General features: G+C 44.5%; 18 protein-coding genes and 1 tRNA gene. 6 read left to right on the top strand and 13 right to left on the bottom strand.

Annotated elements, in window-relative coordinates; translation table 11 throughout:
* Window positions 1–198 precede the first annotated feature (198 nt).
* From AC23N5_RS21210 to AC23N5_RS21195, 4 genes are all read right to left on the bottom strand, one after another.
* Window positions 199–272: transfer RNA gene (locus tag AC23N5_RS21210), tRNA-Arg, on the bottom strand.
* Window positions 273–448: 176 nt separating this feature from the next.
* On the bottom strand, window positions 449–2,611 hold the full coding sequence (locus AC23N5_RS21205) for a 3-hydroxyacyl-CoA dehydrogenase NAD-binding domain-containing protein (protein ID WP_487757156.1): 2,163 nt from the start codon (window positions 2,609–2,611) through the stop codon (window positions 449–451).
* 32 nt (window positions 2,612–2,643) lie between these two features.
* Window positions 2,644–5,061, bottom strand: a complete 2,418-nt coding sequence (locus AC23N5_RS21200) for a TonB-dependent receptor (protein ID WP_487757155.1) — start codon at window positions 5,059–5,061, stop codon at window positions 2,644–2,646.
* 58 nt (window positions 5,062–5,119) lie between these two features.
* Window positions 5,120–6,274 carry a DUF4249 domain-containing protein gene (locus AC23N5_RS21195; RefSeq protein WP_487757154.1) on the bottom strand — a complete coding sequence of 385 codons (1,155 nt, stop codon included), beginning with the start codon at window positions 6,272–6,274 and terminating at the stop codon, window positions 5,120–5,122.
* A 185-nt stretch (window positions 6,275–6,459) separates the two neighbouring features.
* On the opposite strand from AC23N5_RS21195, the gene AC23N5_RS21190 reads away from it, so the two are divergent.
* On the top strand, window positions 6,460–8,604 hold the full coding sequence (locus AC23N5_RS21190; protein WP_487757153.1) for a S9 family peptidase: 2,145 nt from the start codon (window positions 6,460–6,462) through the stop codon (window positions 8,602–8,604).
* Between the two features lie 63 nt (window positions 8,605–8,667).
* Window positions 8,668–9,345 (top strand): TerC family protein, encoded by a 678-nt coding sequence (locus tag AC23N5_RS21185; protein WP_487757152.1) that lies wholly within the window; start codon window positions 8,668–8,670, stop codon window positions 9,343–9,345.
* A 149-nt stretch (window positions 9,346–9,494) separates the two neighbouring features.
* Here the strand turns inward: AC23N5_RS21185 and AC23N5_RS21180 are convergent, their stop codons facing one another.
* The 3 genes from AC23N5_RS21180 to AC23N5_RS21170 all read right to left on the bottom strand — a co-directional run bounded on the left by AC23N5_RS21180 (window position 9,495) and on the right by AC23N5_RS21170 (window position 12,657).
* A complete protein-coding gene (locus AC23N5_RS21180; RefSeq protein WP_487757151.1) occupies window positions 9,495–9,965 on the bottom strand; it encodes a hypothetical protein in 471 nt (156 codons plus the stop codon).
* 25 nt (window positions 9,966–9,990) lie between these two features.
* Window positions 9,991–10,677 (bottom strand): M949_RS01915 family surface polysaccharide biosynthesis protein, encoded by a 687-nt coding sequence (locus AC23N5_RS21175; RefSeq protein WP_487757150.1) that lies wholly within the window; start codon window positions 10,675–10,677, stop codon window positions 9,991–9,993.
* 72 nt (window positions 10,678–10,749) lie between these two features.
* Window positions 10,750–12,657: a M14 family metallopeptidase gene (locus AC23N5_RS21170; RefSeq protein WP_487757149.1), complete on the bottom strand. Its 1,908-nt coding sequence runs from the start codon at window positions 12,655–12,657 to the stop codon at window positions 10,750–10,752.
* Between the two features lie 87 nt (window positions 12,658–12,744).
* On the opposite strand from AC23N5_RS21170, the gene AC23N5_RS21165 reads away from it, so the two are divergent.
* Window positions 12,745–13,089 (top strand): transmembrane 220 family protein, encoded by a 345-nt coding sequence (locus tag AC23N5_RS21165; RefSeq protein ID WP_183977979.1) that lies wholly within the window; start codon window positions 12,745–12,747, stop codon window positions 13,087–13,089.
* A gap of 65 nt (window positions 13,090–13,154) precedes the next feature.
* Here AC23N5_RS21165 and AC23N5_RS21160 read toward each other — a convergent pair whose 3' ends face one another.
* The 4 genes from AC23N5_RS21160 to sucC all read right to left on the bottom strand — a co-directional run bounded on the left by AC23N5_RS21160 (window position 13,155) and on the right by sucC (window position 19,372).
* A complete protein-coding gene (locus AC23N5_RS21160; protein WP_487757148.1) occupies window positions 13,155–14,126 on the bottom strand; it encodes a Smr/MutS family protein in 972 nt (323 codons plus the stop codon).
* 37 nt (window positions 14,127–14,163) lie between these two features.
* The gene (locus AC23N5_RS21155; protein ID WP_487757147.1) at window positions 14,164–16,071 is read right to left on the bottom strand and encodes a RecQ family ATP-dependent DNA helicase; all 1,908 of its coding nucleotides are present in this window, start codon (window positions 16,069–16,071) and stop codon (window positions 14,164–14,166) included.
* 59 nt (window positions 16,072–16,130) lie between these two features.
* Entirely contained in the window at window positions 16,131–18,050 is a 1,920-nt protein-coding gene (locus AC23N5_RS21150; protein WP_487757146.1) for an FG-GAP-like repeat-containing protein, read from the bottom strand.
* Between the two features lie 98 nt (window positions 18,051–18,148).
* Entirely contained in the window at window positions 18,149–19,372 is a 1,224-nt protein-coding gene (gene sucC / locus AC23N5_RS21145; RefSeq protein WP_122930931.1) for an ADP-forming succinate--CoA ligase subunit beta, read from the bottom strand.
* A 125-nt stretch (window positions 19,373–19,497) separates the two neighbouring features.
* Here sucC and AC23N5_RS21140 point away from each other — a divergent pair, with 125 nt between their 5' ends.
* On the top strand, window positions 19,498–20,217 hold the full coding sequence (locus AC23N5_RS21140) for a DUF1361 domain-containing protein (protein WP_487757145.1): 720 nt from the start codon (window positions 19,498–19,500) through the stop codon (window positions 20,215–20,217).
* A gap of 60 nt (window positions 20,218–20,277) precedes the next feature.
* Here AC23N5_RS21140 and AC23N5_RS21135 read toward each other — a convergent pair whose 3' ends face one another.
* Entirely contained in the window at window positions 20,278–21,027 is a 750-nt protein-coding gene (locus AC23N5_RS21135; RefSeq protein WP_487757144.1) for a DeoR/GlpR family DNA-binding transcription regulator, read from the bottom strand.
* A gap of 57 nt (window positions 21,028–21,084) precedes the next feature.
* On the opposite strand from AC23N5_RS21135, the gene nudK reads away from it, so the two are divergent.
* A complete protein-coding gene (gene nudK, locus AC23N5_RS21130; protein WP_487757143.1) occupies window positions 21,085–21,663 on the top strand; it encodes a GDP-mannose pyrophosphatase NudK in 579 nt (192 codons plus the stop codon).
* Between the two features lie 99 nt (window positions 21,664–21,762).
* Here the strand turns inward: nudK and AC23N5_RS21125 are convergent, their stop codons facing one another.
* On the bottom strand, window positions 21,763–22,608 hold the full coding sequence (locus AC23N5_RS21125) for an N-acetylglucosamine kinase (protein ID WP_487757142.1): 846 nt from the start codon (window positions 22,606–22,608) through the stop codon (window positions 21,763–21,765).
* Window positions 22,609–22,837: 229 nt separating this feature from the next.
* Here AC23N5_RS21125 and lipB point away from each other — a divergent pair, with 229 nt between their 5' ends.
* Window positions 22,838–23,551, top strand: a complete 714-nt coding sequence (gene lipB / locus AC23N5_RS21120; protein ID WP_487757141.1) for a lipoyl(octanoyl) transferase LipB — start codon at window positions 22,838–22,840, stop codon at window positions 23,549–23,551.

Genomic DNA, 23,551 nt, shown 5'->3' with positions numbered 1-23,551 from the left:
AGGTTAGAATAAAATCAGGTAAGAGATACTCTACTAAAGGTAGGAAACTTTCCAAAACAGACAGGTTTGATTAAAACACAAACCTAAAAAAATACAACGCTCTCCACAAATTTTGAACTTGATCCGTTTTAAACCCTCAATATCAGATAAAAAGCAATAAAAAAGCCCCTCAAAACAGCTGTCTTGAGGGGCCTTTTGTGGTCACGTAGGGATTCGAACCCCAAACCTTCTGATCCGTAGTCAGATGCTCTATCCAATTGAGCTACGCAACCGTGTTATTTTTTTTACTTATTTCCCGTTGTTTTGGGAATGCAAAGGTAGGGGTATTTCACCCCTTTGTCAAGCCTTTTTTTGATTTTTTTTGAAAATATTTTTTGTCGAACCTGCGTTTTGGAGCTAAACACGCTGCTTTTCAGAAAGATAAGTGTTGAAAAAAAATAAAAAATTTTTACTTTTTTTCAACAAAACCTTCGCCCGCTGCCGCCATCGCTCGCAATTTGGGGGTGGGGCGAAAGCGCTCCCCGTAAGTTTTGGCAAGACGGTCGCATTCGGATACGAAGGTGGAAATGCCCACGTAGTCAACAAAAGACAGCGTGCCGCCCGCGTAAGGAGGGAAACCCCAGCCGAGAATCGAGCCCAAATCGGCGTCAAGGCGCGTTCGTATCACTCCCTCCTCAAAGCACCGCACCGTTTCTAACGCTTGACGGTACAACAAACGCGTTTTTACTTCTTCCAACGTAGGCTGTTGGGTCCTGACGGGAAATAATTCCGCCAAACCTTCCCATAAGTGTTTTTGGCCACCTTCGGGGTATTCGTAAAACCCTGCTTTAGCTTTTTTACCCAAGCGCCCCATTTCAGTAAATTGTTTCCCAATTTGGTAGCTAGTGTCGGTTTCGGCCAGTACGCCGTCTTTTACGGCTTGTCCCGCGATTTTATATACCAAATCAAGTGCCACTTCGTCCGAGACTGCCAACGGCCCTACGGGCATTCCTGCCAGTTTTCCTGCGTTTTCAATGAGCACAGGGTTTACGCCGTCTTTAAGGAGCTCTATTCCTTCGGAAGTGTAAGTGCCAAAACAGCGCGACGTATAAAAGCCCCGCGAGTCGTTGACAACAATCGGCGTTTTTTTGATTTTACGGGTGTAATCTATTGCTACTGCCAAGGCGTAGTCAGAAGTTTCTTTGCCGACAATCAATTCCACCAACATCATTTTATCGACGGGAGAAAAGAAGTGAATGCCAATGAAATTGGCAGGTTTCGCTGAGGCTTTGGCAAGGCCCGTGATGGGCAAGGTGGATGTATTGGAGGCAAATACGCCGTTGTTGACTAATTGGGGCTCGGCTTCTTGGGTAACGGTGGCTTTTAGCTCGCGGTTTTCAAAGACGGCTTCGATGATTAGCTCACTACCCGCCAAATCATCGGCGTTGGCTGTCGGTTTGATTAAGTCCAATACGCCTTCGGCTTTCAATGCGTCGAATTTGCCGCGTTCTACGGCTTTTTTTAACAAACTACGCGCGTAGTCCTTGCCTTTTTCAGCCGCTTCTTGGCTGACGTCTTTTAAAATGACTTCGATGCCCGCCAGCGCACTGACGTAGGCAATGCCCGCACCCATCATGCCCGCCCCCAAAACACCCAATTTTTTTACCTCCGTCTTGGCGATGTCTTTGGGGCGGCTTGCGCCTTTGTTGGCTTCGTTTAAGCCCAAGAACATGGTACGAATCAGGTTGCCTGCTTCTTTGGAGGTAGCAACTTTGACAAAATGACGGGCTTCAATGGCAATACCTCGGTCGATGTTGACCAACAATCCTTCGTAAACGCACGACATGATGTGTTGGGTCGAAGGGTAATTTCCTTTCGATTTGTCCATCATCATCGCCGTTCCTACCGTAAAGGTTTGCATTCCGACGGGGCTTAGAACGGCTCCATTGGGGACTTTGTAGTTGTCTTTGGCCTGAATTTTGCCCGTTTTTTTATTGATTTCGTCCCAAGGTTTTAGCGGTTTGGGATTGGCTGCAATCCACGAAAAAGCCTTTTCGAGCATTTCTTCGCGGGTTTCGGCGACAGCATCGACAATCCCCATACCTAAGGCATCTTTAGGGGAGAGTTCTTTGCCTTCCAAAATCAATGGTAGAGCGGCCTGCATTCCAATCATCCGCGGCAATCGTTGCGTACCACCCGCCCCAGGTAGGAGTCCAACTTTTACTTCGGGAAGCCCCAGTTTGGTTTTGGGGTTGTTGAGGGCGACTCGGTAATGGCAAGCCAGACATATTTCTAAGCCACCGCCCAGCGCTGTGCCATTGATGGCCGCGACAACGGGTTTGCCGTTGGTTTCGATGCGTCGAAAAAGCTCGTTAAGTCCTGCGGAGATTTTGAGCATTTCGGCGGGGTCGCCTCCTTGATTGCGCAAAATCATTTTTAGGTCAGCTCCAGCCACAAACTCGGGCTTGGAGGATGTAATGACGATTCCTTTTACGTCAGCGTTAGAGAAGGCTTTTTCGAGCGCTTCTCCAAAAGCAGGAACAGAGTCGTCGTTGAGGACGTTCATGGGCGAGCTTGTCATGTTCCACACAATCATCGCTACCCCGTCTTTTACTGAATAATCAATGGCCATTGGTTGTTGATTGATAAGTGAGTATCTGATTTTTACATAAACTTGAAATTGTATGCCAAAGATACAATTGGGGAGGCAAAAATTTGAAGCTGGTAGGCGGTATAGGCTGTTCCTTGGGTTTTCAAAAATACCGAGTACTGGTTTTTGCGACCGTAGAGGTTATAAACGGTGAAAATCCAGCTGCCAATCCAACGTTTGTCTTTGAGCGATGGGTTGTTGATTTGCCACGAAAAATCAAGTCGGTGGTAGTCTTTGATACGGCCTTGGTTGCGTTCGGCATAGTAGGGGTAGGCTTTCCCTTGGAAACTCACAAAGCCGTTGGGGATGGTGTAGGGGCGGCCTGTCCCGTAGGTGAATGTCAACGAAAGGCTGTGGTATTTGTTCTCACTGAAATTGAGCGACATGTTCACGTTGTGAGGACGGTCGAAGTTGGCAGGATACCATTTGCCATCGTTGATACGCTCGGTGAAGCGAGGGCCTTCGTCCACCAAATTAAATACCCTTGAATACGTGTAATTGACCCAACCCGTCATTTCGCCTTTTTTCTTGGTGAGCATTAATTCTAAGCCGTACGATTTGCTACGTCCCTGCAATACTTGGGTTTCGATGTAGTTTTGCAACAAAAAATCGGCACCTGGTTTGAAGTCTAGCACGTTTTGGGTGGCGCGGTAGTAGGCTTCTAGCGAAAACTCATAGATGTTATTTTTAAGGTTTTTGAAATAACCAACTGTCCACAACTGACTCACTTGCGGCCGAATGTGGGCATCACTCATTTTCCAACGAGAGGTGGGAAGGGGAGTGGTGGTATTGGAAACCACTTGTAAATACTGACGCATGAGGTTGTACCCGAATTTGACCGACGACAGTTCGTCGATGGTATAACGCAGCCCCACACGTGGCTCAAAACCTCCGTAGGTTTGGAGGGGTTTGCCGCTTCCGTAATAAGTAGAGTCGATGATGCTGGCTTCGGATTTGGGGCTACCGTCGGCGTACGAACGTACAGCGGCGGGGCCTAAGGCCATAAAATACGAATAACGCAGTCCTACCGAAACGGTTGTTTTGCGGTTTATTGAGATTTCATCTTCTGCGTGTAGTGCCAATTCCAGCCCATATTCGTTGGGAACGCGCAAAGGGTTAACCCGGTCGTTGGCGCCAGGGTTAAGCGTGCCAGGTTGTAACTGATAATGGGTCATGTTTGCCCCAAATTCTATTTTATGGGCTTTGTTGGGGGTATAGTTAAAGTTCGTTTTGGCCTGTCGCTGAAGGATTTCGGAGCCAATCGTTACTTTATTATCGCTGTTGAGTTCGGGCAAAAGGATGGTGGGGCGATATTGGCTAAAAACGGCTGTGGTTTGCACGTTGAGACGGTCGTGGAAGGCATGAAACCAGCGAGCGGTAAAGTTGAGGGTGTTGTAATCGTATTGGGTAGAAACGGAGTTGATGTTATTGATACCGCCAAGAAGGTCGGTTTGGAAGAAATCGGTGCTGTAATAATTGGATAATGAAAAGGTGTTTTTGTCATTGATTCTCCAAAAGAGTTTGGCGGCGGCATCTCCAAAACTCGCCCGAATGTTTTTTAATTTTTGAGGCCCCCACTGAAACGCAAAATCGTTGAATGCCCCGCGACCCGTTATCAATATCCCCACTTTTTCTTTGACCAACGGGATTTCAGCGGTCAAACGGTTGGCGACGAAACTAATGCCGCCTTGGAGTTTAAATTTGTCCAAGGATGGGTTGGCCATCGAAATATCGAGTACCGAAGCAGCTCGCCCGCCAAACCGAGCAGGGGCAGTACCTTTGTACAGTTCCATGCTAGAAACGGCATCGGGCGGAAAAACAGAAAACAAACCAAACAAGTGAGTTGGGTTAAAAATAGGGGCATCGTCAAGTAAAATTAGGTTTTGGTCAACGGCACCACCACGGATATTGACCCCGTTGGAGGCTTCCCCTACGGAAGTGACCCCAGGGAGCATTTGCAAACTTCGTAGCACATCGACTTCTCCCAAAATGGCAGGGAGGCGTCTGATGGTTTTAATGTTCAACTGCGTTACTCCCAGCAAAGGCCGAGCTACATTTTCGTCCACGGCTTGGGTAGAAATAACAACTTCTTCGAGCTCTTTTGCCACGTTGAGAAGTTTGACGTCTAAGTGGATGTTTTGGTCAAGTGTGAGTTTTAGGCGGTGCGGACGGTATCCTAATCGGCTGATGACGACGGTGTAGTCGGCTTTACTGAGCATGATGGTGAAAGTGCCCGTAGAATCGGTATAAAGCCCAGATTTGTCAAAATTTAGGCGGATGGCGGCATTGCTGATAAGTTCGCCCGTTAGCGAATCACGAACGATGCCACTCAGTTCAAACGGTCGGGTGGGTGGGTGCTTGACGCGTTGTTGGGCCCATATATACCCCGTACCCGCCATTAGCCAGAGAAAAAGAAGTAGCCTTATTTTCATTCCAATTGTAGTGTTTTCTCAGGTGTTAAAATAAAATGGGGTATTTGCTTTCTCACTTTTACAAAAGCCATCCTGCGGGACGAATGGGCGTTCGGGTAGCACTTTGCACACAGGGCGCTAAAGGAGGGCGAGACTCAAACAAAGGAGGCATGGGAGGGGTGTCGGGTTCAAGTGAAGGTTCTCGCCCAAGCATGAGGTACTTGTAGGCGTTAGAATAAGGGCGTTTATCAATAAAATGACGGGATTTTGCCACCCCTGCCGTCCCGAAATAGCCAACTACTTCTTCGGTGCTGTCATCTATGTTTCTAACGTTACCGATAATGGCAGAGGGTGGTGTATCGGTCAGATTACCCGTGTTTTGAGCTTGGTCGCGCAGGAGTTTGTAATATTCGTAGGCATTAGGAGAAATGGATAGTTGCTGGATTTCGACCAGCGCTGCCCGATTGGCAAATCCACCTCCCATTACATAGAACGGAATTTTGGCAACTTGCTGGGCCTGAACTTGGCGACCATTGGAATAAATATCTGAAAAGACGGTAATTTCATTGCTGTAAAAAATCTCCCAACAAGGGGCATCACATCGGTAATCGTATATCGTCCGACTGTTACGCTCAGGAATACACACGAACGTTTTTGAGTCGAGTTTTCCGCCTTCGCAAGTGGCACATAAGCCTTGCTCCTCGTAGTCTGTCCAGCGCCACAAATAGAAGTTGCGCTCATTGGCGGGGTCTTTAAAATCAACGTAAACATCTAACGAAGAAAAAGCAACTCGTTTTCCTGTGCGGTCTAGGATGCCATCACGGTTGTATTTATGGTAGATTTTATCAATTTCAGGGGAAGCCCTCAACTGTTCTTTTTCTGACTCATATACTTTTCCTGTGGGGGTTCGGAAATGTAATTGGTAGGTTTGACCGACTTGGCCATTAAAAGTAGCGGGTGCCATATACACGCCACTTTCGTATTCGGCTAGTTTTACAACTGAACCGTCGCCTACCCTGACTTCGACCTCACAATTTCGCAGCGGTACAGAGTAATAGGTGGCATTTTCAGAACGAGCTGTTTTCAGGGTGACAGTCAGACCGTATCCGTTGGTTACGAATCCATCTACGGTGATGACCTCCGAATTGAAACGATAGTTTACATCATAGACTTCAACGCACGAAACCCACAGCAAACAGAGAATAATAAAGGTGATGGCTCTTTGTAAAAACATCCCGAAATGTAACAATTTAGGACGAGTTTTCTGAGGAATATCTTATTCAGTCTTTTTATTTTACTACAATGTGCAGACTAATCACGCTATTTTATAGATGAATGGATGAGATAAGTCCCACTTTTTTCGTTGGGAAATAGCGGTTTCATTGTGTAAATTACCCCCAAATTCTAAAACCATTTTCGATGAAAAACCTCATTCCCAGCACCCTAGTGGTGTGTTTGGCTTTGGGAGCGTGCAAAACCACTCCCGAGCAAACAAAAGTCCTCACCCAAGCCGAATATCCTGCCGCTCCCGTTGCCGCCAAAAAGCCCCAAACTTTCACCAACCACGGCTATCAGCGTGTGGACGATTATTATTGGTTAAAGGATAAAACCAACCCTGAAACCATTGCTTACCTGAAAGCTGAAAATGCCTATGCTGATACGGTGATGGCTTCGACCAAAGCGCTTCAAAAAACGCTTTTTGACGAAATGAAAGGCAGAATCAAAGAGGAAGACCAGTCGGTGCCGTCGTTCGATAATGGGTATTATTACTATTCTCGCGTTGGGAAAGGTCAACAATACAGCGTTCATTGCCGCAAAAAAGGCAGCCTTGACGCTGCTGAGGAAGTCATTTTTGACGAAAACAAAATGGCCGAAGGAAAAGGAGCTTTCATCATGGGAGGCTACGAAGTAAGCGATAACAACAACATCGCGGCTTATGTCAGCAACACCACAGGGTCTTATGCTGAGTTTGAGCTACGTTTTCGGGATTTGCAAACGGGTAAAGAGCTACCTGACGTTATCAGTCGCATGGGCGGTAGCCTTGCGTGGGCGGCCGATAACCAAACGGTGTTTTATTCGGTGCCAAATGCTGCCCTTCGTTCGCACAAAATTTATAAACATATAGTCGGAAGCAACGCCAAAGACGAACTTGTATATGAAGAAAAAGACGAGCTATTTAACTGCTACGTAGGTCGTTCAAAAACCAAACGTATCATTGCGATTCAGTCGGGAAGTTTCACCAGCAGCGATACCCGAATCCTGCCCGCTGACCAGCCCAATGGAAAGTTTACGCTGTTTTTGCCGCGTCAAAAAGACGTTGAATACAACATCACCGATCACCCCGCGCATTACTATGTGTCGTGGAAAGACCCGCAAAACAAAAACCAAAAAATATACGAATTGCCCAAAGAAGGCTACGAAAACCGCAGTACGTGGAAGGAGATTGTTGCACATGACCCCAAAGCAAAAATCGAAGGGATAGATATTTTTGAAAAGTATATGATTATCACCAAACGAATCAATGGGTTGCTAGAGATGCAGGTGAGGGAACTGACAACGGGGAATAGCAAAACGATTTCGTTTCCCGAACCTGTCTATACCGCCTATCCGATGGGTACGCCTGATTTTACTTCGACGAAATTCCGTTACGCTTATACTTCGCTCAACCGCCCCACTACGACCTACGACTACGACATGGTGACCAACAGCAGCACAAAGCTCAAAGAACGTGAAGTGCCGAGCGGGTTTAATCCCGACGACTATGAGGTAAAGCGCCTTTGGGCAACGGCCAAAGACGGTGTTAAAGTCCCGATGGCTGTTGTACATAAAAAAGGAATCACGCTCGACGGTACCAATCCGAGTCTTTTGTATTCGTATGGGTCGTACGGGTATTCGTCGGATGCGGGTTTTAATGCCAATATCTTTAGCTTGGTCAACCGTGGATTTGTCTATGTCATTGCGCAAATTCGTGGCGGGTCTGATTTGGGCGAACAGTGGTACGAAGACGGGAAATTGCAGAAGAAAATGAACACCTTTACCGATTTTATTGCCTGTGCCGAGCATCTTGTGAACGAAAAATATACGTCTCCAGAAAAATTGGCCATCAACGGTGGAAGTGCGGGGGGCTTGTTGGTAGGAGCCGTGACCAACCTACGCCCTGATTTGTTTAAAGTAGTGGTGGCGGAAGTGCCTTTTGTCGATGTGATAAATACCATGCTCGACCCTAATCTTCCGCTGACAACCCAAGAATACGAACAATGGGGCAATCCGAACATCAAAGCTGACTACGATTATATCATGACGTACTCACCTTACGATAACCTCAAAAAAGGAAATTATCCCAATATTTTGGCCACGGGTGGTTTAAATGATTCGCAGGTTGGTTTTCACGAACCTGCCAAATGGGTCGCCAAAATACGGACGCTCAAAACTGACCAGAATGTAGTCCTTCTCAAAACCAACATGGACTCAGGTCACGGCGGTTCGACGGGGCGTTTTGATTACCTCAAAGACGAAGCCTTCAACTACGCCTTTATCCTTAGCCGATTGGGAATAGGGAAGTAAACAAGTTTTTTAACATCACACCACTAAGTAATCTTTAATAAAATGATAGACTTACTAATTCCTTTGGTTTCGCTCATTGCGCTTGAGGTTATTCTTGGCATTGATAACATTATTTTTATATCCATTTTGGCAGATAAATTGCCAGAGAATCAAAGAAATAAGCTCAGATTTTGGGGGATATCTTTGGCCATGGTAATGCGTCTTTGTTTGTTGGCTTTTATTTCCTGGATTTTAAAATTAGACCAAACATTATTCACCCTGCTAGATATTCCTTTTTCAGGGAAAGGTCTGATTTTGATTGGGGGAGGTTTGTTTCTACTTTATAAAAGTACCAAAGAGATTTACCACAAAACAGAAGCTAATGAAAGTGATAGGGCTACAACTGCTAAAAAAAGTACATTTAATCAGCTACTTGCGGAGGTTATCGTATTGGATTTGGTGTTTTCTATCGACTCTATTATTACGGCCGTTGGGATGGTTCAAGAACTTTGGGTGATGTACACAGCGGTCATTGTTACGGTGGTAATTATGCTAGTTGCTTCAAAACCAATTAGTGAATTTATCCGAAAGCACCCTTCTTTCAAGATATTGGCACTCTGCTTTTTAATGATGATTGGAGTGGCATTGTTAGCCGAAGGATTTCATTTTACAATACCCAAGGGCTATATTTATTTCTCGATGGCATTTGCCTTTTTGGTGGATATAATTCAGATGAAAACTATCAAACCACAGAAGGATTAAATCAACATAGAATAAACACATAGCACACAAATGACTGTCTATGTTGACTATGTGTTTATTCTACTATTTTCTATGTGTTTTAAAAAGAATGTTACCATATCCTGCATTTGTTCGGATACTCCACGGTGGAATAATCAAACTTGGAAAGTTTAAAAGTTTTTAGTCAATACAATATTCAATTGACGATTTTCTTTGGCCGCTTTTTCGTCCATTTTACGACCGACAACTACCCCCAAACCCAGCCCAATGGGTAAGCCAACTCCCAATAAACCCATGTTTTTGGTAGCAGCCCCTATCACTACTCCAATAGGTAGGCCAATAGCCGCCATACCCATACTCATCCAAATCGTTTGGTAGTAGTTTTTAGGGACAATTTTTACCTCTTTTGCCAAAAGGGTGACAATAGTTGATTGCTTCATTTTAATGAATTTCCCAAAGTCGGTTCCCGAGCCAGCAAACGAGTTGATTTCTACAACGTGAGCATTGATGCGGTCGATGAGTTGAGAAGGAATTTCTTTCTTTCTTAACTCAATTAGTAAAGTATCAAATTGGTTGTAAGTAGCTTCTAATTTAGGCGTATTTCCAATCTCAATTTGTGTTGATAAATGCTTGATTTCCATGAGAATGTTATTCTAGGGTTATTAACTAATGGCGTTCGTTAAATGCTGTTTTCTGTTGTTTCATGGACGTTTGCCATCCAGCTGGAAAAATAGCCTGATTGTTTTCGGTCATAGCTTCCATCTTTTGTTGAATGGAAGCTTGAATTGCTTTAGGAAGTGAATAAAACGCTTTGTCCACTTGGGTTTCTCGTTCAAAATCAAGGACTCCATTTTGATGTCGAATGGCGTATTTTTGGTCTTTGTAATAAATGATAAATTTGATTCTTCCGTCGTCGTATCCATTAGCCCCTTTCGTTCCATAGACAATGATTGGGTCAGGTATTCCATCTTTATCTACATCATTAAAACTGCAATATTTCGTCCAAAACCAGATGTTACTTTCTTGTTTTTCTTTGGCAAGAACAAAATCATTGATTTCCCAAACTTTGACCAAAGAAGCTTTTTCTACTTTTAAATTAATTGCTTTAATTTTGGTATGAAGGGTGTCTTTTCCGTTTGCAATTTTATCAATGTTTTCAGTCAGTAAGCAATAATATTGTCCAGTTTTGTCGGAGTATTTGTACGCGCGATAAATAGGAAAGTTGATCCCAAAGTTTTTTTGAACACTACTCGGGAATAGCGTGCTAATTTGCTGGTTAGTAAGTATTTCTATTTGAGAAAAAAGGGGAGTATAGGAGGTTGTTGCAAGCAATAAAAGTAGTAGAAATCGCATAAATAGGTTATTAATGGAGTAAATGTTGGCCAATACCTGAGATAGTTGAGGTATTGGCCAAATTTTTAAAAGTTACTGTCCAATCACAATTTCTTTTTCCTGATAGCCTCCCCGCGTCGAAAGCAGCTTAACTTTTGCTTTAACGCTTCCCGTTTGGTTGAGTTTTACACGAAAAACGCCTTCTTTCGTCTCGTTAGGAGCCGTATAGCCCGCAAAAATGGTTTTATCAAACAAGGTTGGTTGTGTAATCACCACTTTTGCTTCTTCAAATCCTTTCAGTAGGTTTTTGTCGATGTCAAGGGTTAGGCGGTCTTCTTGAACGATTTTAACGCGTTTGGCTTGCTCAAGGGCAACGGGAAGTTTACCTGTATTGCTCCATTTAACTCGAATTTCGTATTCTTTGTTTGGAAGAGCTTTCACCGAAACATCTTTAAACTCCACTTGCGGAAGCTCTAAAGCCATCCCTAAGTTGAAAAGGGATTGTTTTGAAATCCAGGTTTCCAAGTTCCAGGCGGGGCCGTTTTGGGCAAAAAACTTGGGGTGAAAACCGCCAAGTTCGACTTCTCCCAAAACGGGGTGCGTAAATTTTGTCCAAGGTTTAAAGCCGTTCTTCTTGTTGGCTTCATCGTCCCACATGAGGCCGTCATATTCGTCGTATTGGCCATCTTTGTCGTAATCTTTCATGGCGCCACCGTTCCAAAGCTCATCACCGTACCAGATGGAACCGTAATAAAAATACCCAAAATCAGGGCCGTGGCCAAAGAGAGGTTGGGGTTTTGAAGGGTCACCCGTCACGCGGTCGGTTTTGCTGCGAGTGGCATAGGTGTAATAGACATCGCCCGCCCACGGATAGTTGGTGTGCGAAAGCCCAAGGCTATCCATGTGTTTGTAAATAGCCAAGTCAGCAGGAAACATACTTTCTTCGCTTTTCGACGTTGACGGTGGGCGCAGGTGCATGGGCACACGCGTATCCATCGAATTGACCACCGAAATATTGGGGTGTTGAAGCAACCACAATACCGTCGAACGCGTTTCAATCTCGCTCAACGGATAATCACCCGCTCCACCTTGGGTATAGCCCCTGCCCGTGAGGTCGCCACCTTGGTCGGGGCGCCAGTTTTCGGGGTAGTTGCGGTGGTTGTCGAGTCCACCTATTCCGTCTTCGTTGTATTTGCCATCGCCGTCGTTATCAATGCCTTCGGTATAAACCAGCCATTCTCCTTTTCCTTCTTGAACGCGTTTCATCAAGCGCGGGTCGCGGGGGTCTAGGATAAAGTCTGCCTTTTCTTTTTCAGCTTTGGTAACGGCTTTTTTACGAATTTGGTAAATCACGCCGTCGCCGTCGAGGTCTTCTTCGGGATCTTCGTCGAGCAAACCATCACGGTCATCGTCTTTGGGATGCACGGTACTACGATTTCGCTGGGCCGAAAACAAATACATGGTTGAGCCATCAGGATTATTTTCGGGGCGTAAATAAATGGTTTTTGTATCAATCAGCTTGGTAATGGCGGCGTCTTTGCCGTAGTTGTCGAGCAGGTGTTTGGTGAGCCATAAAATCGCTTCGCTACTGGTGACTTCACCACTGTGGCGGCCTGCTTCAAAGTAAGCGGCAGGTTTGTCGGTATGCTTGCCCATTTTTTTGTTGGTGAGGGTCATTTGAAGAATAGGACGACCTTCGTAGCTTTTCGCAACTTCGTATAAATCAACGAGATTGGGGTATTGCTCGGCCCATTTACGGTACCAGTGATACATCACATCGGGGGAGTGATAGACATCAAATGCAAGTTTGTCGGTGGGGGTGTACTGGACGTCTTTGAAATAATGTTTTTTGAAAAAACTTACCCCATGACGTTCTCCTTTGACGGTGTAGAATTTGTTAGCGGTGTCTTGTTCGGGCCATTTTGGTTCGGGGTAATAGGGTTTTTGAGCCCAAATACTGACAGAAATCAGTACGAGCGAAAGAGTAGAAAGGGTTTTCATTGGAATTTAGAGAGTGTTGTTGAATGGGCAAATTAGCTATTTTTGGCCAAAAATTAGTAGATATTACGTTTAACCTAACCAATAAAAATGAACCTAAAGAAAGTGGTGTCGCTGTTGTTAGCGATTTTGTTTACCTATTTTGTGGTCGTACAGTACAACGACCCCGACCCTGAGCTGTGGATGCCGATTTATGGGATTGCCGTCGCGGCTAGTTTGAGTATATTTTTTGGGAAAGCCCCCAACCGCTACGTATTTTTTATTTTGGCGGGAGCTTATTTTTTAGCGGCTTTTCAGCAGTGGCCACCTAAGTACGAAGGGGTATTTTGGGGAGAAATGGCCATGCGTTCCATCAACATCGAACTCGCCCGTGAGTCGTTGGGCTTGGCCATCAGTGCTTTAGGAATGGTTATTTTGGGCTTTTTACGGAATTAAGTTTCACCTCCCCGAAAGTCCGTTATACCTTCCCGAAGGTTTTGAACCTTCGGGAAGGTACTATCTTACTTGATTTTTACCTTAGTGGCTCCGTAGCCAAACTTCTCTTTTTGAGCGTCTTCGTAAAACTTTACGTTTTTGTGCTTGCTCATTCGGCGGTGGAGTTCTGTACGCAAAACTCCGTTTCCAACGCCGTGAATAAACGTAATTTCGTCCATTCCGCTGGCGATGGCTTTTTCGAGCTGTTGCTCAAATGTCTTCAATTGAATTGCAATCATTTCGTTGTTATTCAACGCCAAAAAATCACGCGTCAGTTTTTCGATGTGCAAATCAACGACCGAAGAAGGACGCTCAATGGGCAGAGAAACAGCAGGTTCTGGTTCGTTTTTCTCCATCATTTTTTCTTTCAACACCTGCGCATTGAGCGGCTGGTCTAGCTTTTCGTCGGCGTCGAGCTGAAATAGGTACGCGTCCTTTTCAAGGATGGGTGCTTTGCGTTTGTTTTTAAAGAAAGTGTTGGCCCTAAACTTAATACGCTTCGTAAGCGGAGCCCTTTCGGGCGAAAACCCAACGGTGAAATAGAGGCAATGAAACACAAACGTGCCCCAGTCTTCAAAATCTTTGATCAGTAATTCGTGGACTTTAAGGGCGCTTTTGGCCTTGAGATACCCTCCCGAAATACCTCTTTGGTGGCGTTCGGTGGGAGTAGCGAGCGAATAAGGTAAATCCCAATCGGTATTGTTGACGAGATGAAGAACGATTTCGCGGTCGTTGAGCGGAACAAACGCCATAAAAATTCCCTTTTCAGCACGGATACCCGTGGGGCGGCTATCAGTAGCTTTATCTGGCGTGGGTTGGGGTTTTACCGTACGAAAAGCCTGTGCTTCAACGGCTGAAACGACGGCCAATTCACGCTTTAAAACGGGCAAACGAAACCCGTCTTCGATTTCGATTTCGATGACGTTGTTGGGTAAAATTCGGGTAACGATACCCTCTTCTTTGGAGTGGATTAATCGGACTTTATCGCCTATGTTCATTGTGATAGTGTTCGTTGTTTTATTGTTTTTTAAAGCTTCATGACTCCTTTAGTCGTATTCTTCCTTCATTTTCATACAAAACGACTTCGTCCTCCAATAGTTCCCGCAGCGTTGCGATGGCGGCTTGTTCGTTTTTTAATCCAAAGGCTGCTACTAATTGCTGGGGAGTAAGCGGACTTAGCGACAAAAGTCGGAGCATTTCGGCCCGAATGGGGGCATGTTCGGCGGGAGATGCGGCTTTTTTCTTTTTGGCTAAACAATTATCGCAAATGCCACAATCGGCGTCGCTTGGTTCACCAAAATAGTTTTGGAGTAATTGGGTTCGACAACGATTTTGTTGTTTTACATAATTGATTACGGCCGCAATTCGTTGCAAATCAGTTTGATGTTTTTCTTCAATCGCCAGGGCATTGATGGGCATTTGGAAGGCATCGAAGCGGGGAGTGGCAAAGCCAAATTGGGGCTTAACTCGCTGTTTGTCATAGACAATCATGCCAAGGTCATGAAGCCCTTGCAGAAGTTTGACCACATCGGCTTCCATTGTGTAATGTTTTTGCCCAATGGCAGTTTCCGAAATGGGGACAAACTGGCTAAATAGCTCACCCCCGTACATACGCAGCAACAGTTTGATAAAACTATCGTATTGAGGGTACTTGAGTTGGAGTTCGTACAGTGAGCGGTTATCGACCGTAATATGAACTTTAGAAACGCTATTGTAGGCTTCGCTAAGTTGCACAAAACCTTCTTCCTCAAGGAGTTTTATGGCAAAGTGGGTTTCAGAGAGGGGCAACCCAAACGTGCCTGTAAAGTCTTGTAAGTCAAAATCAAAGGTTTCAAATTCGCCCCCTCCCACGGGGACTTTATAATAATTGGAAAGCGCCTGATACACACGACGGAGCAGGTCGATAGGTGGATATTTTTGGTCAACATTTCGGGCTAATTCGTCCAAATCACGCTGAGAATACAAGGCCACAGCGTAGGCACGCTGCCCATCTCGCCCTGCTCGTCCCGCTTCTTGGTAATAGGCTTCGAGGGTGTCGGGCAAATCAATGTGAATCACCGAACGAACATCGGGCTTGTCGATACCCATACCAAAAGCATTGGTAGCGACCATCACCCGCGAACGGTTGCGAATCCAAGCTTCTTGCTTTTCGCTGCGTTGTTTATTGGGAATACCCGCATGGTAAAAATCAGCCCGAATGCCGTTTCGATTAAGCCAATCGGCAACCTCTTTGGTACGACGACGATTACGAACATAAATGATAGAACTTCCCTGTACGTTTTGTAAAATGCGGAGCAGTCGAGCGTCTTTGTTTTCTTCAAAAAACGCGGAATACGACAAATTGGCTCGCGCAAAGGTTGATTGGAAAACGGCGGGTTCGCGCATTTCCAATTTTTCACAAATGTCTTTCTTTACGGGGTCAGTGGCGGAAGCGGTCAGGGCAATCAGGGGAACCGTAGGAATCAACTGACGAAAAGCCGCAATTTGTAAATAGGCTGGGCGAAAATCATATCCCCATTGCGAAATACAGTGTGCTTCGTCGATGGCCAAAAGCGAAATTTTCATTTGCTTGACCCGCGTCAAAAAAATATCGGTTCGGAGGCGTTCGGGCGAAACGTACAAGAATTTGGTTGTTCCGTGAATGCAGTTATCAAGCACAATGTCGATTTCGTGCCAATTCATTCCCGAATAAATGGCTGCTGCCATGATACGCCGCCGCTTGAGTTGCTCCACTTGGTCTTTCATGAGGGCAATCAATGGCGTAACGACAATACAAACACCCTCTTTCGCCAACGCAGGGACTTGAAAACACACCGACTTTCCCCCGCCCGTTGGGAGTAACGCGAGCGTGTCTCGCCCCGACATAATACTTTGTATAATATCTTCTTGTAGCGGACGAAACGAATCGTAATTCCAGTACTGTTTTAAAATGTCATGAATCATACTTCCCTAACTCCAATCGAAACGCAAAGGTAACAGTTGGGGTGGAAAAACGTGAGGTCTTAATTGCAAGCGTTGCCAATGGAAGCTTTAAATACATTACTAACAGCCGAAAACCCAGGTAAAAGTATTATTGACTGAGTAGCTTTGTATTCGACAGTTGCGTTGGAGATTTTGTTGTTAGCAGAAATTTTACCCGCGGAAATAAGGTAATTCCCCGAGGTATAATTGTCGGTTACGTTGATATTTGCAGGTGGACTCTGAACAGTAATAGTAGCTGTATCAATATCAAAATCAGTTGTTTGTACCGAATTGTTGGGGTCTGTAACAGAAACAAGCCGATAGGTAGTAGTTGAACTGATGGGGGAGGATGCCACGTTGAATGGTACCCCACTGAAAACGTTGGTTGCAGTTCGATTGGTTACACCATCGTTATAAACGACTGTGTAAGGACCACTACCCGCAGCACCTAGAAAAGTTAGCTGTCCGTTTCCTGCTCCACAAAATGGGCCATTGGCATATAAACTTCCCTTAGTAGTAGAGGTTTGCTGAAGGATTGATACCGTACTAAAAGTAGCTGCAACAATGTCAGTTTTGCCGTCCATGTTTAAATCCCCAATGGCAACAGCATAGGGTTGTTGTTCCACCGTTACATCCGTTTTAGGGGCGAAACTGATGGTGCCAGGAGTACAGAGATTTCGTAAAATAGATATGGAATATGAGCCTTGGTTTGCCGAAACTAACTCAGGTTTACCATCGCCATCTATATCTCCGATGGAAACAGAATAAGGGCTAAACCCTGTGGTGAAATCAATTTTAGGGGCGAAGTTGATAGTGCCAATTGTTGATGTATTTTTTAATACTGAAACAGTATAACCACCTCCATTTGAAACAGCTAGGTCTTTCAGCCCATCCCCGTCTAAATCCTCCATTGCGATTGCATAACGAGCCCCATAATTGAACACATCGGGGGTTTTCGGGAAACTGACAACGGGCGCAAAGCTTATTTGTCCTGGAGCTGAACTTGTATTTCTAAGGACTGAAATGTTGGATGAGGTATAAAGGGCAATATCTGGTTTGTTGTCACCATCAAGATCTCCAACGCAAATATTGTAACTACTTACAACAGTGTCAAAGGTCAATAATTCTGAAAAATTTATATCTGCTACAGTTGAATTATTGCGATATACCATGATATTGTTGAATGCTGAAGCTCCTACGGCTTCAGGCTTTCCATCATTATCTAAGTCGATAATAGCATATTCATTACTTCCAAAATTAGTATTTATGTTGTTCTGGGTCATGGAAGAAAATAGTACAGTATCAATTTTAGAGTTATTTTTTAAGTAAGTAGCCCTACCTTGAAGAATGATGTCAATCTTTCCATCTCCATTTAAGTCCCCTATCGTTGACGATTGGGTAGTATTAGGAATAGTTAGAGGAGTAGGTTTGCTCAAATTAATGCTACTTGAACTGGTTAAATTTTGCAAAATAGTTGTAGTTGAGTACTGAATGGGCGCTCTTTGTCCATAGTTAGTAACATTAACATCTGCTTTACCATTATTATCAAAATCAGCTATCTGTATAGCAACTGGGCTAGAACCTTCTGAACTTACTTTGGTATAGGGCAGGAAAGTAAGCGCCCCTTTGAAGGTCACCTTAAAAATCTGGGAAGCGTATGCCGTAAGCCCATTTATGCTATTTGTAATCGTAGGATATTTTGGCGTCGCACCGTTGGGGACGTTGACAATTAGTTGAGTTGGTGAGGCTTGAATAACTTTTGCTTTAGTAGCACCAAAATAAACGATGTTACTATCAGGAACTGGGTGAAAACCTGCCCCAATAAAAGTGACTTCTGTTCCAATCGGCCCTTTTTTGGGGTTAAAATCAACAATAGTCGGTGCTTGAGACAATAGTGTGCTTGATTTGAAGATAATTAAGCACACTAAAATAACAGTATTTCTCATGATAATCAGAATCAAATATTTAGTGTAGATATGTAAAGATTTTAAATATTTTCCAAAAAAACAAGGCGCGACATTTGTCGCGCCTTGCCATGAGAATACAATATGGGTTTTTCTTACAGACCCAATGACTTCAAAACTTCAGTCACTTTCGCGGCTGCTTCTTTGAACTCGATGGCTGAGAAAACTTGCAAACCTGATTCGTTGATGATGCGAGCACCTTCTTCAGCATTGGTTCCTTGCAAACGAACGATGATAGGTACTGGAATGTTTCCGATGGCTTTGTAGGCTTCAACTACCCCTGTCGCTACACGGTCGCAACGAACGATACCACCAAAGATGTTAATCAAGATAGCTTTTACGTTCGGGTCTTTTAAGATAATACGGAAGCCAGCTTCCACCGTTTTTGCGTTAGCGCCACCCCCTACGTCCAAGAAGTTCGCAGGTTCACCACCCGACAACTTGATAAGGTCCATGGTAGCCATTGCCAAACCAGCACCGTTTACCATACAACCTACGTTTCCGTCAAGTTTTACGTAGTTAAGGTTGCTTTCACCTGCTTCTACTTCCAAAGGATCTTCTTCGTTAGTATCGCGCATGTCGGCTAGGTCGGCGTGGCGGATGAGTGCGTTGTCATCAAGGTTTACTTTGGCGTCAACGGCTAAGATTTTATCATCCGAAGTTTTCAACACAGGGTTGATTTCAAACATGGCCGCATCCGATTCGATGTACGCACTGTAAAGCGCCGAAACGAATTTTACCATTTCTTTAAAAGCATTGCCAGTAAGACCAAACGCAAACGCAATTTTGCGGGCTTGGAAACCTTGCAAACCTACGCGAGGATCCACCCACTCCTTGATGATTTTCTCAGGCGAATGTTCGGCCACTTCTTCGATGTCCATACCACCTTCGGTACTTGCCATGATAACAGGGCACCCTTTAGCACGGTCAAGAAGAATTGACATGTAAAACTCTTTAGGCTCCGAAGCCCCAGGATAGTACGCATCTTCTGCCAAGAAAATCTTGTTTACTTTTTTTCCTTCTGGGCCTGTTTGGTGCGTCACCAACACGTGTCCGAGGAGGTTAGTAGCTGTTTCACGAGCTTGGTCAGGTGATTTTACCACTTGAACGCCGCGTTGCTCGCTACCAACAATTTGACCCTTTCCGCGTCCACCTGCGTGGATTTGAGATTTAATAACGACAAACTTAGAATTTGTACGTTCTGCGATAGTGCGGTAGGCTTCTACTGCGCGTTCTGGGGTATCAACCACGATGCCGTCTTGGACTCTGACACCGTATTTTTTGAGTATTTCTTTTCCTTGGTACTCGTGGATGTTCATACTATTATTAGGTGAGTGTTTGTTTTTTTTTAGTTTGGCCGTGCCAAATTACACAAAAGTTTTAACTTGGTTATTGAATTTCGGCATATAATTCAGCGTTATTTGTGAAACTAACCCTCAATGTCTTGCTAAAACGTCTCCTTTATAAATTCTGGAAATACCGTTTTATGGTATCTGAGCCCCCAATTATTACCATGCAGGGGCTCTATCCGCTACTTTTGCTCTTGTTGTTGAGTATGGTGGCTTTGACATACCACATGGTTAGAATTCAGTTCAAAGAAGCGGTCGATTTTTCAATGGATTGGAATTTGTTTTTGAGCTGGATTCCCCTAATCGTCGCTTTTATCGTGGATGTCACTGTTAAGCGTTTTCATAATTGGTATGTATGGGTGGGGCTTTGGAGCGTTGTTTGGGTTTTGTTTTTTCCCAATGCGCCTTATATGATTACGGACCTTGTTCATTTGTCGGTGGACATGGGGAGCGACCTTACTTGGCACGATATGATTATGCTTTTTTTTTATGCGGAAGTGAGCTTATTCAACGGGCTTGTCTCCGTATATTGGATGCATCGAAGCTGGCAAAAAACGTATTCCAAAGCCATTGGAAATCTCTTACTACTCGTCAGCTTCCCTTTAGCTGGTTTTGGAATTTATTTAGGAAGAGTTCGTCGATGGAACAGTTGGGACATCCTGCATAATCCACAAGAACTGTTCAATGCCATTTGGCAAAGCCTCACCGACCGAACAGCGCTCATCCTGAGCCTTGAGATTGGGGTATTGCTCGGAATGCTTTACTTGGTTCTCTGGGCATTGCTTCGTTTCAGAATCCGACATATCAATGATTAGTAGCACAACTTTCCGAAAGCTCTACAACTTCCCGAAAGCTCTAAGCTTTCGGGAAGTTAGTTATCGCAAAACCTTTACGCCTGCGTTTTTGAATGCTTGAATAATCTCCGAAGATTGTTCATCGGTGATAAGTACGTTTACCAAAGTCAAAGGGGCAAAAGTGAGGTATTTGTCTTTGCCTAATTTTGAAGAATCACACAGTAAATAAGTGACTTGGGCGTTTGCGGCCATCGACAGTGTCATTTCGGCTTCTTTTTCACTGACCGCACTGAGTCCTTTTTCAACCGAAATCCCCCCAACGCCCAAAAAAGCTTTGTCGGCTTGGTAGCGTCGAATGTGTTCGATGGACATGCTACCGTGAACCGCTTGTCTTTCCGCATCCACTTCGCCGCCTATGAGATTAATGGAAACGGCGCTGTTGAGGAGCTCGTGTACCACAGGTAACGAATTGGTAATGACTTTGATGCGTTTGTCCCGAATAAAGCCACACATCCTAAAAACGGTGCTTCCGCAATCCATAAAAATAACGTCTCCGTCTTGAATTTGTGCCGCTGCAATGCGACAAATGTGGTCTTTCTTATCGGCATTGACGGCTGATTTTTGAACAAAACTGATGGGCTGATTGACCAAACTTAACTTCATAGCTCCTCCGTGGGTTCGATAAAGCAGGCCGTCGGAAGCCATTGTCCCTAAATCGCGACGTACCGTAATCTCCGACGTTTCAAGTACTTGTGCCAATTCCTTGACGTCAACGTCGCCTTTTTCATCCAATATTTTAAGGATGATTTGTTTTCTGCTTTGATAACTCATGGATTTTGCTTTGATTTGTTCAAAAATAATCAAAATTTATCAAAAATAATCATTTTTATGAATCCTAACGTTCAAATCATTGAGGAAAAATTGCTTTCGGACAATTGGTACGTTCTCAAAAAAATCACGTTCGATTACCAAAATAAGTCGGGCGAATGGCAACGGCAGTCGCGAGAGGCGTACGACCGTGGCAATGGTGCGGTGATTTTGTTGTACCATCCCCAAAATAAAACGGTGATTTTAACGCGTCAATTCCGAATGCCTACGTACGTCAATGGAAACGAAACTGGAATGCTCATTGAAGCCTGCGCGGGGCTTTTGGACAAAGATAACGCGGAAGATTGTATTCGTCGAGAAACGGAAGAAGAAACGGGTTACCGAGTTTCGTCGGTGCGTAAGGTGTTTGAAGCCTACATGTCTCCAGGTTCAGTCACCGAAATTCTTTACTTTTTTGTGGCAGAATACGAAGCTGCTATGAAAGTAAACGAAGGAGGCGGGGCCGAACATGAGCATGAAAACATAGAAGTGCTGGAGTTGCCGTTTGACCAAGCCCTAAATATGATAAAAGCGGGTGAAATCAGGGATGGGAAGACAATAATGCTGTTGCAATACGCGAAATTAGAAGGGTTGATTTGAAAAATGTTCAATTGAGCCATCGGTTTGAAAATGCGATAATTTGAAAATTAAAGTTTACGAAATTCAATTTTCAAATTATCACATTCATGAATTTTCAAATTATCCTTTCTCCTTGTGGTAAAGGGTTAGTCCAGCAATGGGGGTTTCCATAATGTGCCCGATGGTCATGCCTTTGTCGGCAGCGGCGCGGCGTAGGATGTCGTTGTAGTAAAAAGCGACCGAACCAACGAAGTGAATTTTGTGCTGGTTGTAATTGGGTAGCTTGGCAACATACTTGTCCAAAAACTCGCCGAAGGCATCATAAACCAATTGATAAGCAAAGGGGTGGTTTCGATTGTCAAAAAGGAATTTGGAAAAACTGGCGAAATAGCGGTTGGGAAATGGTTTTTTGTAGGCATTTTCCAACACGATTTCGCGGGTAAGTCCGTAACGTTTGGCAAACTTTTCGGCCAAGTCGGTAGGCATTTCTTTGTGTAAAAAGGCTAAAACGGCTTTTTTCCCTAAATGGCCACCGCTACCTTCATCGCCGAGCCAAAACCCGAACGAAGGGATTTTGTCAGCGATGTTTTTGCCGTCGTATAAGCAATTGTTGGAACCCGTTCCCAATATACAAGCAATGCCCGTTTGGTGTCCACAAAGGCCACGGGCAGCCCCCAACATATCACTATCGACTTCAACGAAGTGCGCGGTTGGAAAAACGGCCTGCAAGCCTCGACGAACGATGGCACAAGGTTCTTCGCCAGCGCAACCTGTGCCATAAAAGTAGATTTCGGTTACTTCGCCAACGATGGAAGGCAAAAGGTTTTGTCGAAGTTCGTTGGCTATCGAATCGGAATCTTGGAAATAAGGATTGAGGCCAATGGTTTTAGCCTGTTGGACATTGTTTTCGTGGTCGATAATTCGCCAGTCCGTTTTGGTCGAACCGCTGTCGGCAATTAATATCATTCGGAGCTACGTTAGTAATGAAATGGAGGCTTCAATAACGGGCGCAAAATTGGCTAATTCGCCGTCACGAACCAACTCTTTGAAAAAAATGTAATAAGGAAAACCTATAAGGTTTGTAAAATCGACGAGAGCGAAACCTTATAGGTTTGGGAAAGTAGAATAAATAAAACCTATAAGGTTTGAAAAATCGACGAGAACAAAACCTTATAGGTTTAAAAGACGTAGCCGCATGAATACGATTCAAAATAAAGAAGTACGTTTTGAAGATTTAGGTACAATTGATTACCAAGAGGCTTGGGATTATCAAGAACGCTTGTTGGCCGAAACCGTCGCCATCAAAACGCAAAACCGAAAGCTTGCCGTTGAAGAACAACAGTTTACGCCCAATCATTTGTTGTTTTGCCAGCACCCGCACGTATATACATTAGGTAAAAGTGGTCATCAAGAAAATTTATTGATGAACGACGAACAACTGAACGCAGCGGGAGCGCAATTTTATAAAATAAACAGGGGAGGAGACATCACGTATCACGGGCCTGGGCAACTGGTCGGGTATCCTATTTTAGACCTGGAAAATTTCTTTACCGACATTCACAAATACATGCGCCTATTGGAAGAAGCCGTCATTTTGACTTGTGCCGATTATGGACTTTCGGCAGGGAGAATCGACGGCCTAACGGGAGTTTGGTTGGGGCATGAAGATGGACAAAATCCCCGTAAAATTTGCGCGATGGGTGTCAAGTGTAGTCGCTGGGTGACCATGCATGGATTTGCCTTTAACGTCAATACGGATTTGAACTTTTTTGGGAATATTATTCCCTGTGGTATTAGCGACAAAGCCGTCACCTCTTTACAGCAAGAGCTTGGTAGAGAGCTCACTATGGTCGAAGTAGCAGAGAAATTAAAAGGGCACTTGGTGAGATTGTTTGAAATGGAGTTGTGA

The sequence above is a fragment of the Runella sp. R5_40 genome (assembly GCF_057652295.1).
The sequence above is the reverse complement of the archived record's forward strand: the minus strand, read 5'-3'. Positions and strand labels throughout refer to the sequence as shown.

Bases quoted from the DNA above. Each gene is read 5' to 3' on its own strand.
- sucC (WP_122930931.1), bottom strand. From the start codon at position 19,372: ATGAACATCCACGAGTACCAAGGAAAAGAAATACTCAAAAAATACGGT.
- AC23N5_RS21180 (WP_487757151.1), bottom strand. From the start codon at position 9,965: ATGGAAATCAAGCATTTATCAACACAAATTGAGATTGGAAATACGCCT.
- AC23N5_RS21135 (WP_487757144.1), bottom strand. From the start codon at position 21,027: ATGAGTTATCAAAGCAGAAAACAAATCATCCTTAAAATATTGGATGAA.
- AC23N5_RS21175 (WP_487757150.1), bottom strand. From the start codon at position 10,677: ATGCGATTTCTACTACTTTTATTGCTTGCAACAACCTCCTATACTCCC.
- nudK (WP_487757143.1), top strand. From the start codon at position 21,085: ATGAATCCTAACGTTCAAATCATTGAGGAAAAATTGCTTTCGGACAAT.
- AC23N5_RS21125 (WP_487757142.1), bottom strand. From the start codon at position 22,608: ATGATATTAATTGCCGACAGCGGTTCGACCAAAACGGACTGGCGAATT.
- lipB (WP_487757141.1), top strand. From the start codon at position 22,838: ATGAATACGATTCAAAATAAAGAAGTACGTTTTGAAGATTTAGGTACA.
- AC23N5_RS21160 (WP_487757148.1), bottom strand. From the start codon at position 14,126: ATGAACATAGGCGATAAAGTCCGATTAATCCACTCCAAAGAAGAGGGT.
- AC23N5_RS21170 (WP_487757149.1), bottom strand. From the start codon at position 12,657: ATGAAAACCCTTTCTACTCTTTCGCTCGTACTGATTTCTGTCAGTATT.
- AC23N5_RS21165 (WP_183977979.1), top strand. From the start codon at position 12,745: ATGAACCTAAAGAAAGTGGTGTCGCTGTTGTTAGCGATTTTGTTTACC.
- AC23N5_RS21190 (WP_487757153.1), top strand. From the start codon at position 6,460: ATGAAAAACCTCATTCCCAGCACCCTAGTGGTGTGTTTGGCTTTGGGA.
- AC23N5_RS21200 (WP_487757155.1), bottom strand. From the start codon at position 5,061: ATGAAAATAAGGCTACTTCTTTTTCTCTGGCTAATGGCGGGTACGGGG.
- AC23N5_RS21195 (WP_487757154.1), bottom strand. From the start codon at position 6,274: ATGTTTTTACAAAGAGCCATCACCTTTATTATTCTCTGTTTGCTGTGG.
- AC23N5_RS21205 (WP_487757156.1), bottom strand. From the start codon at position 2,611: ATGGCCATTGATTATTCAGTAAAAGACGGGGTAGCGATGATTGTGTGG.
- AC23N5_RS21155 (WP_487757147.1), bottom strand. From the start codon at position 16,071: ATGATTCATGACATTTTAAAACAGTACTGGAATTACGATTCGTTTCGT.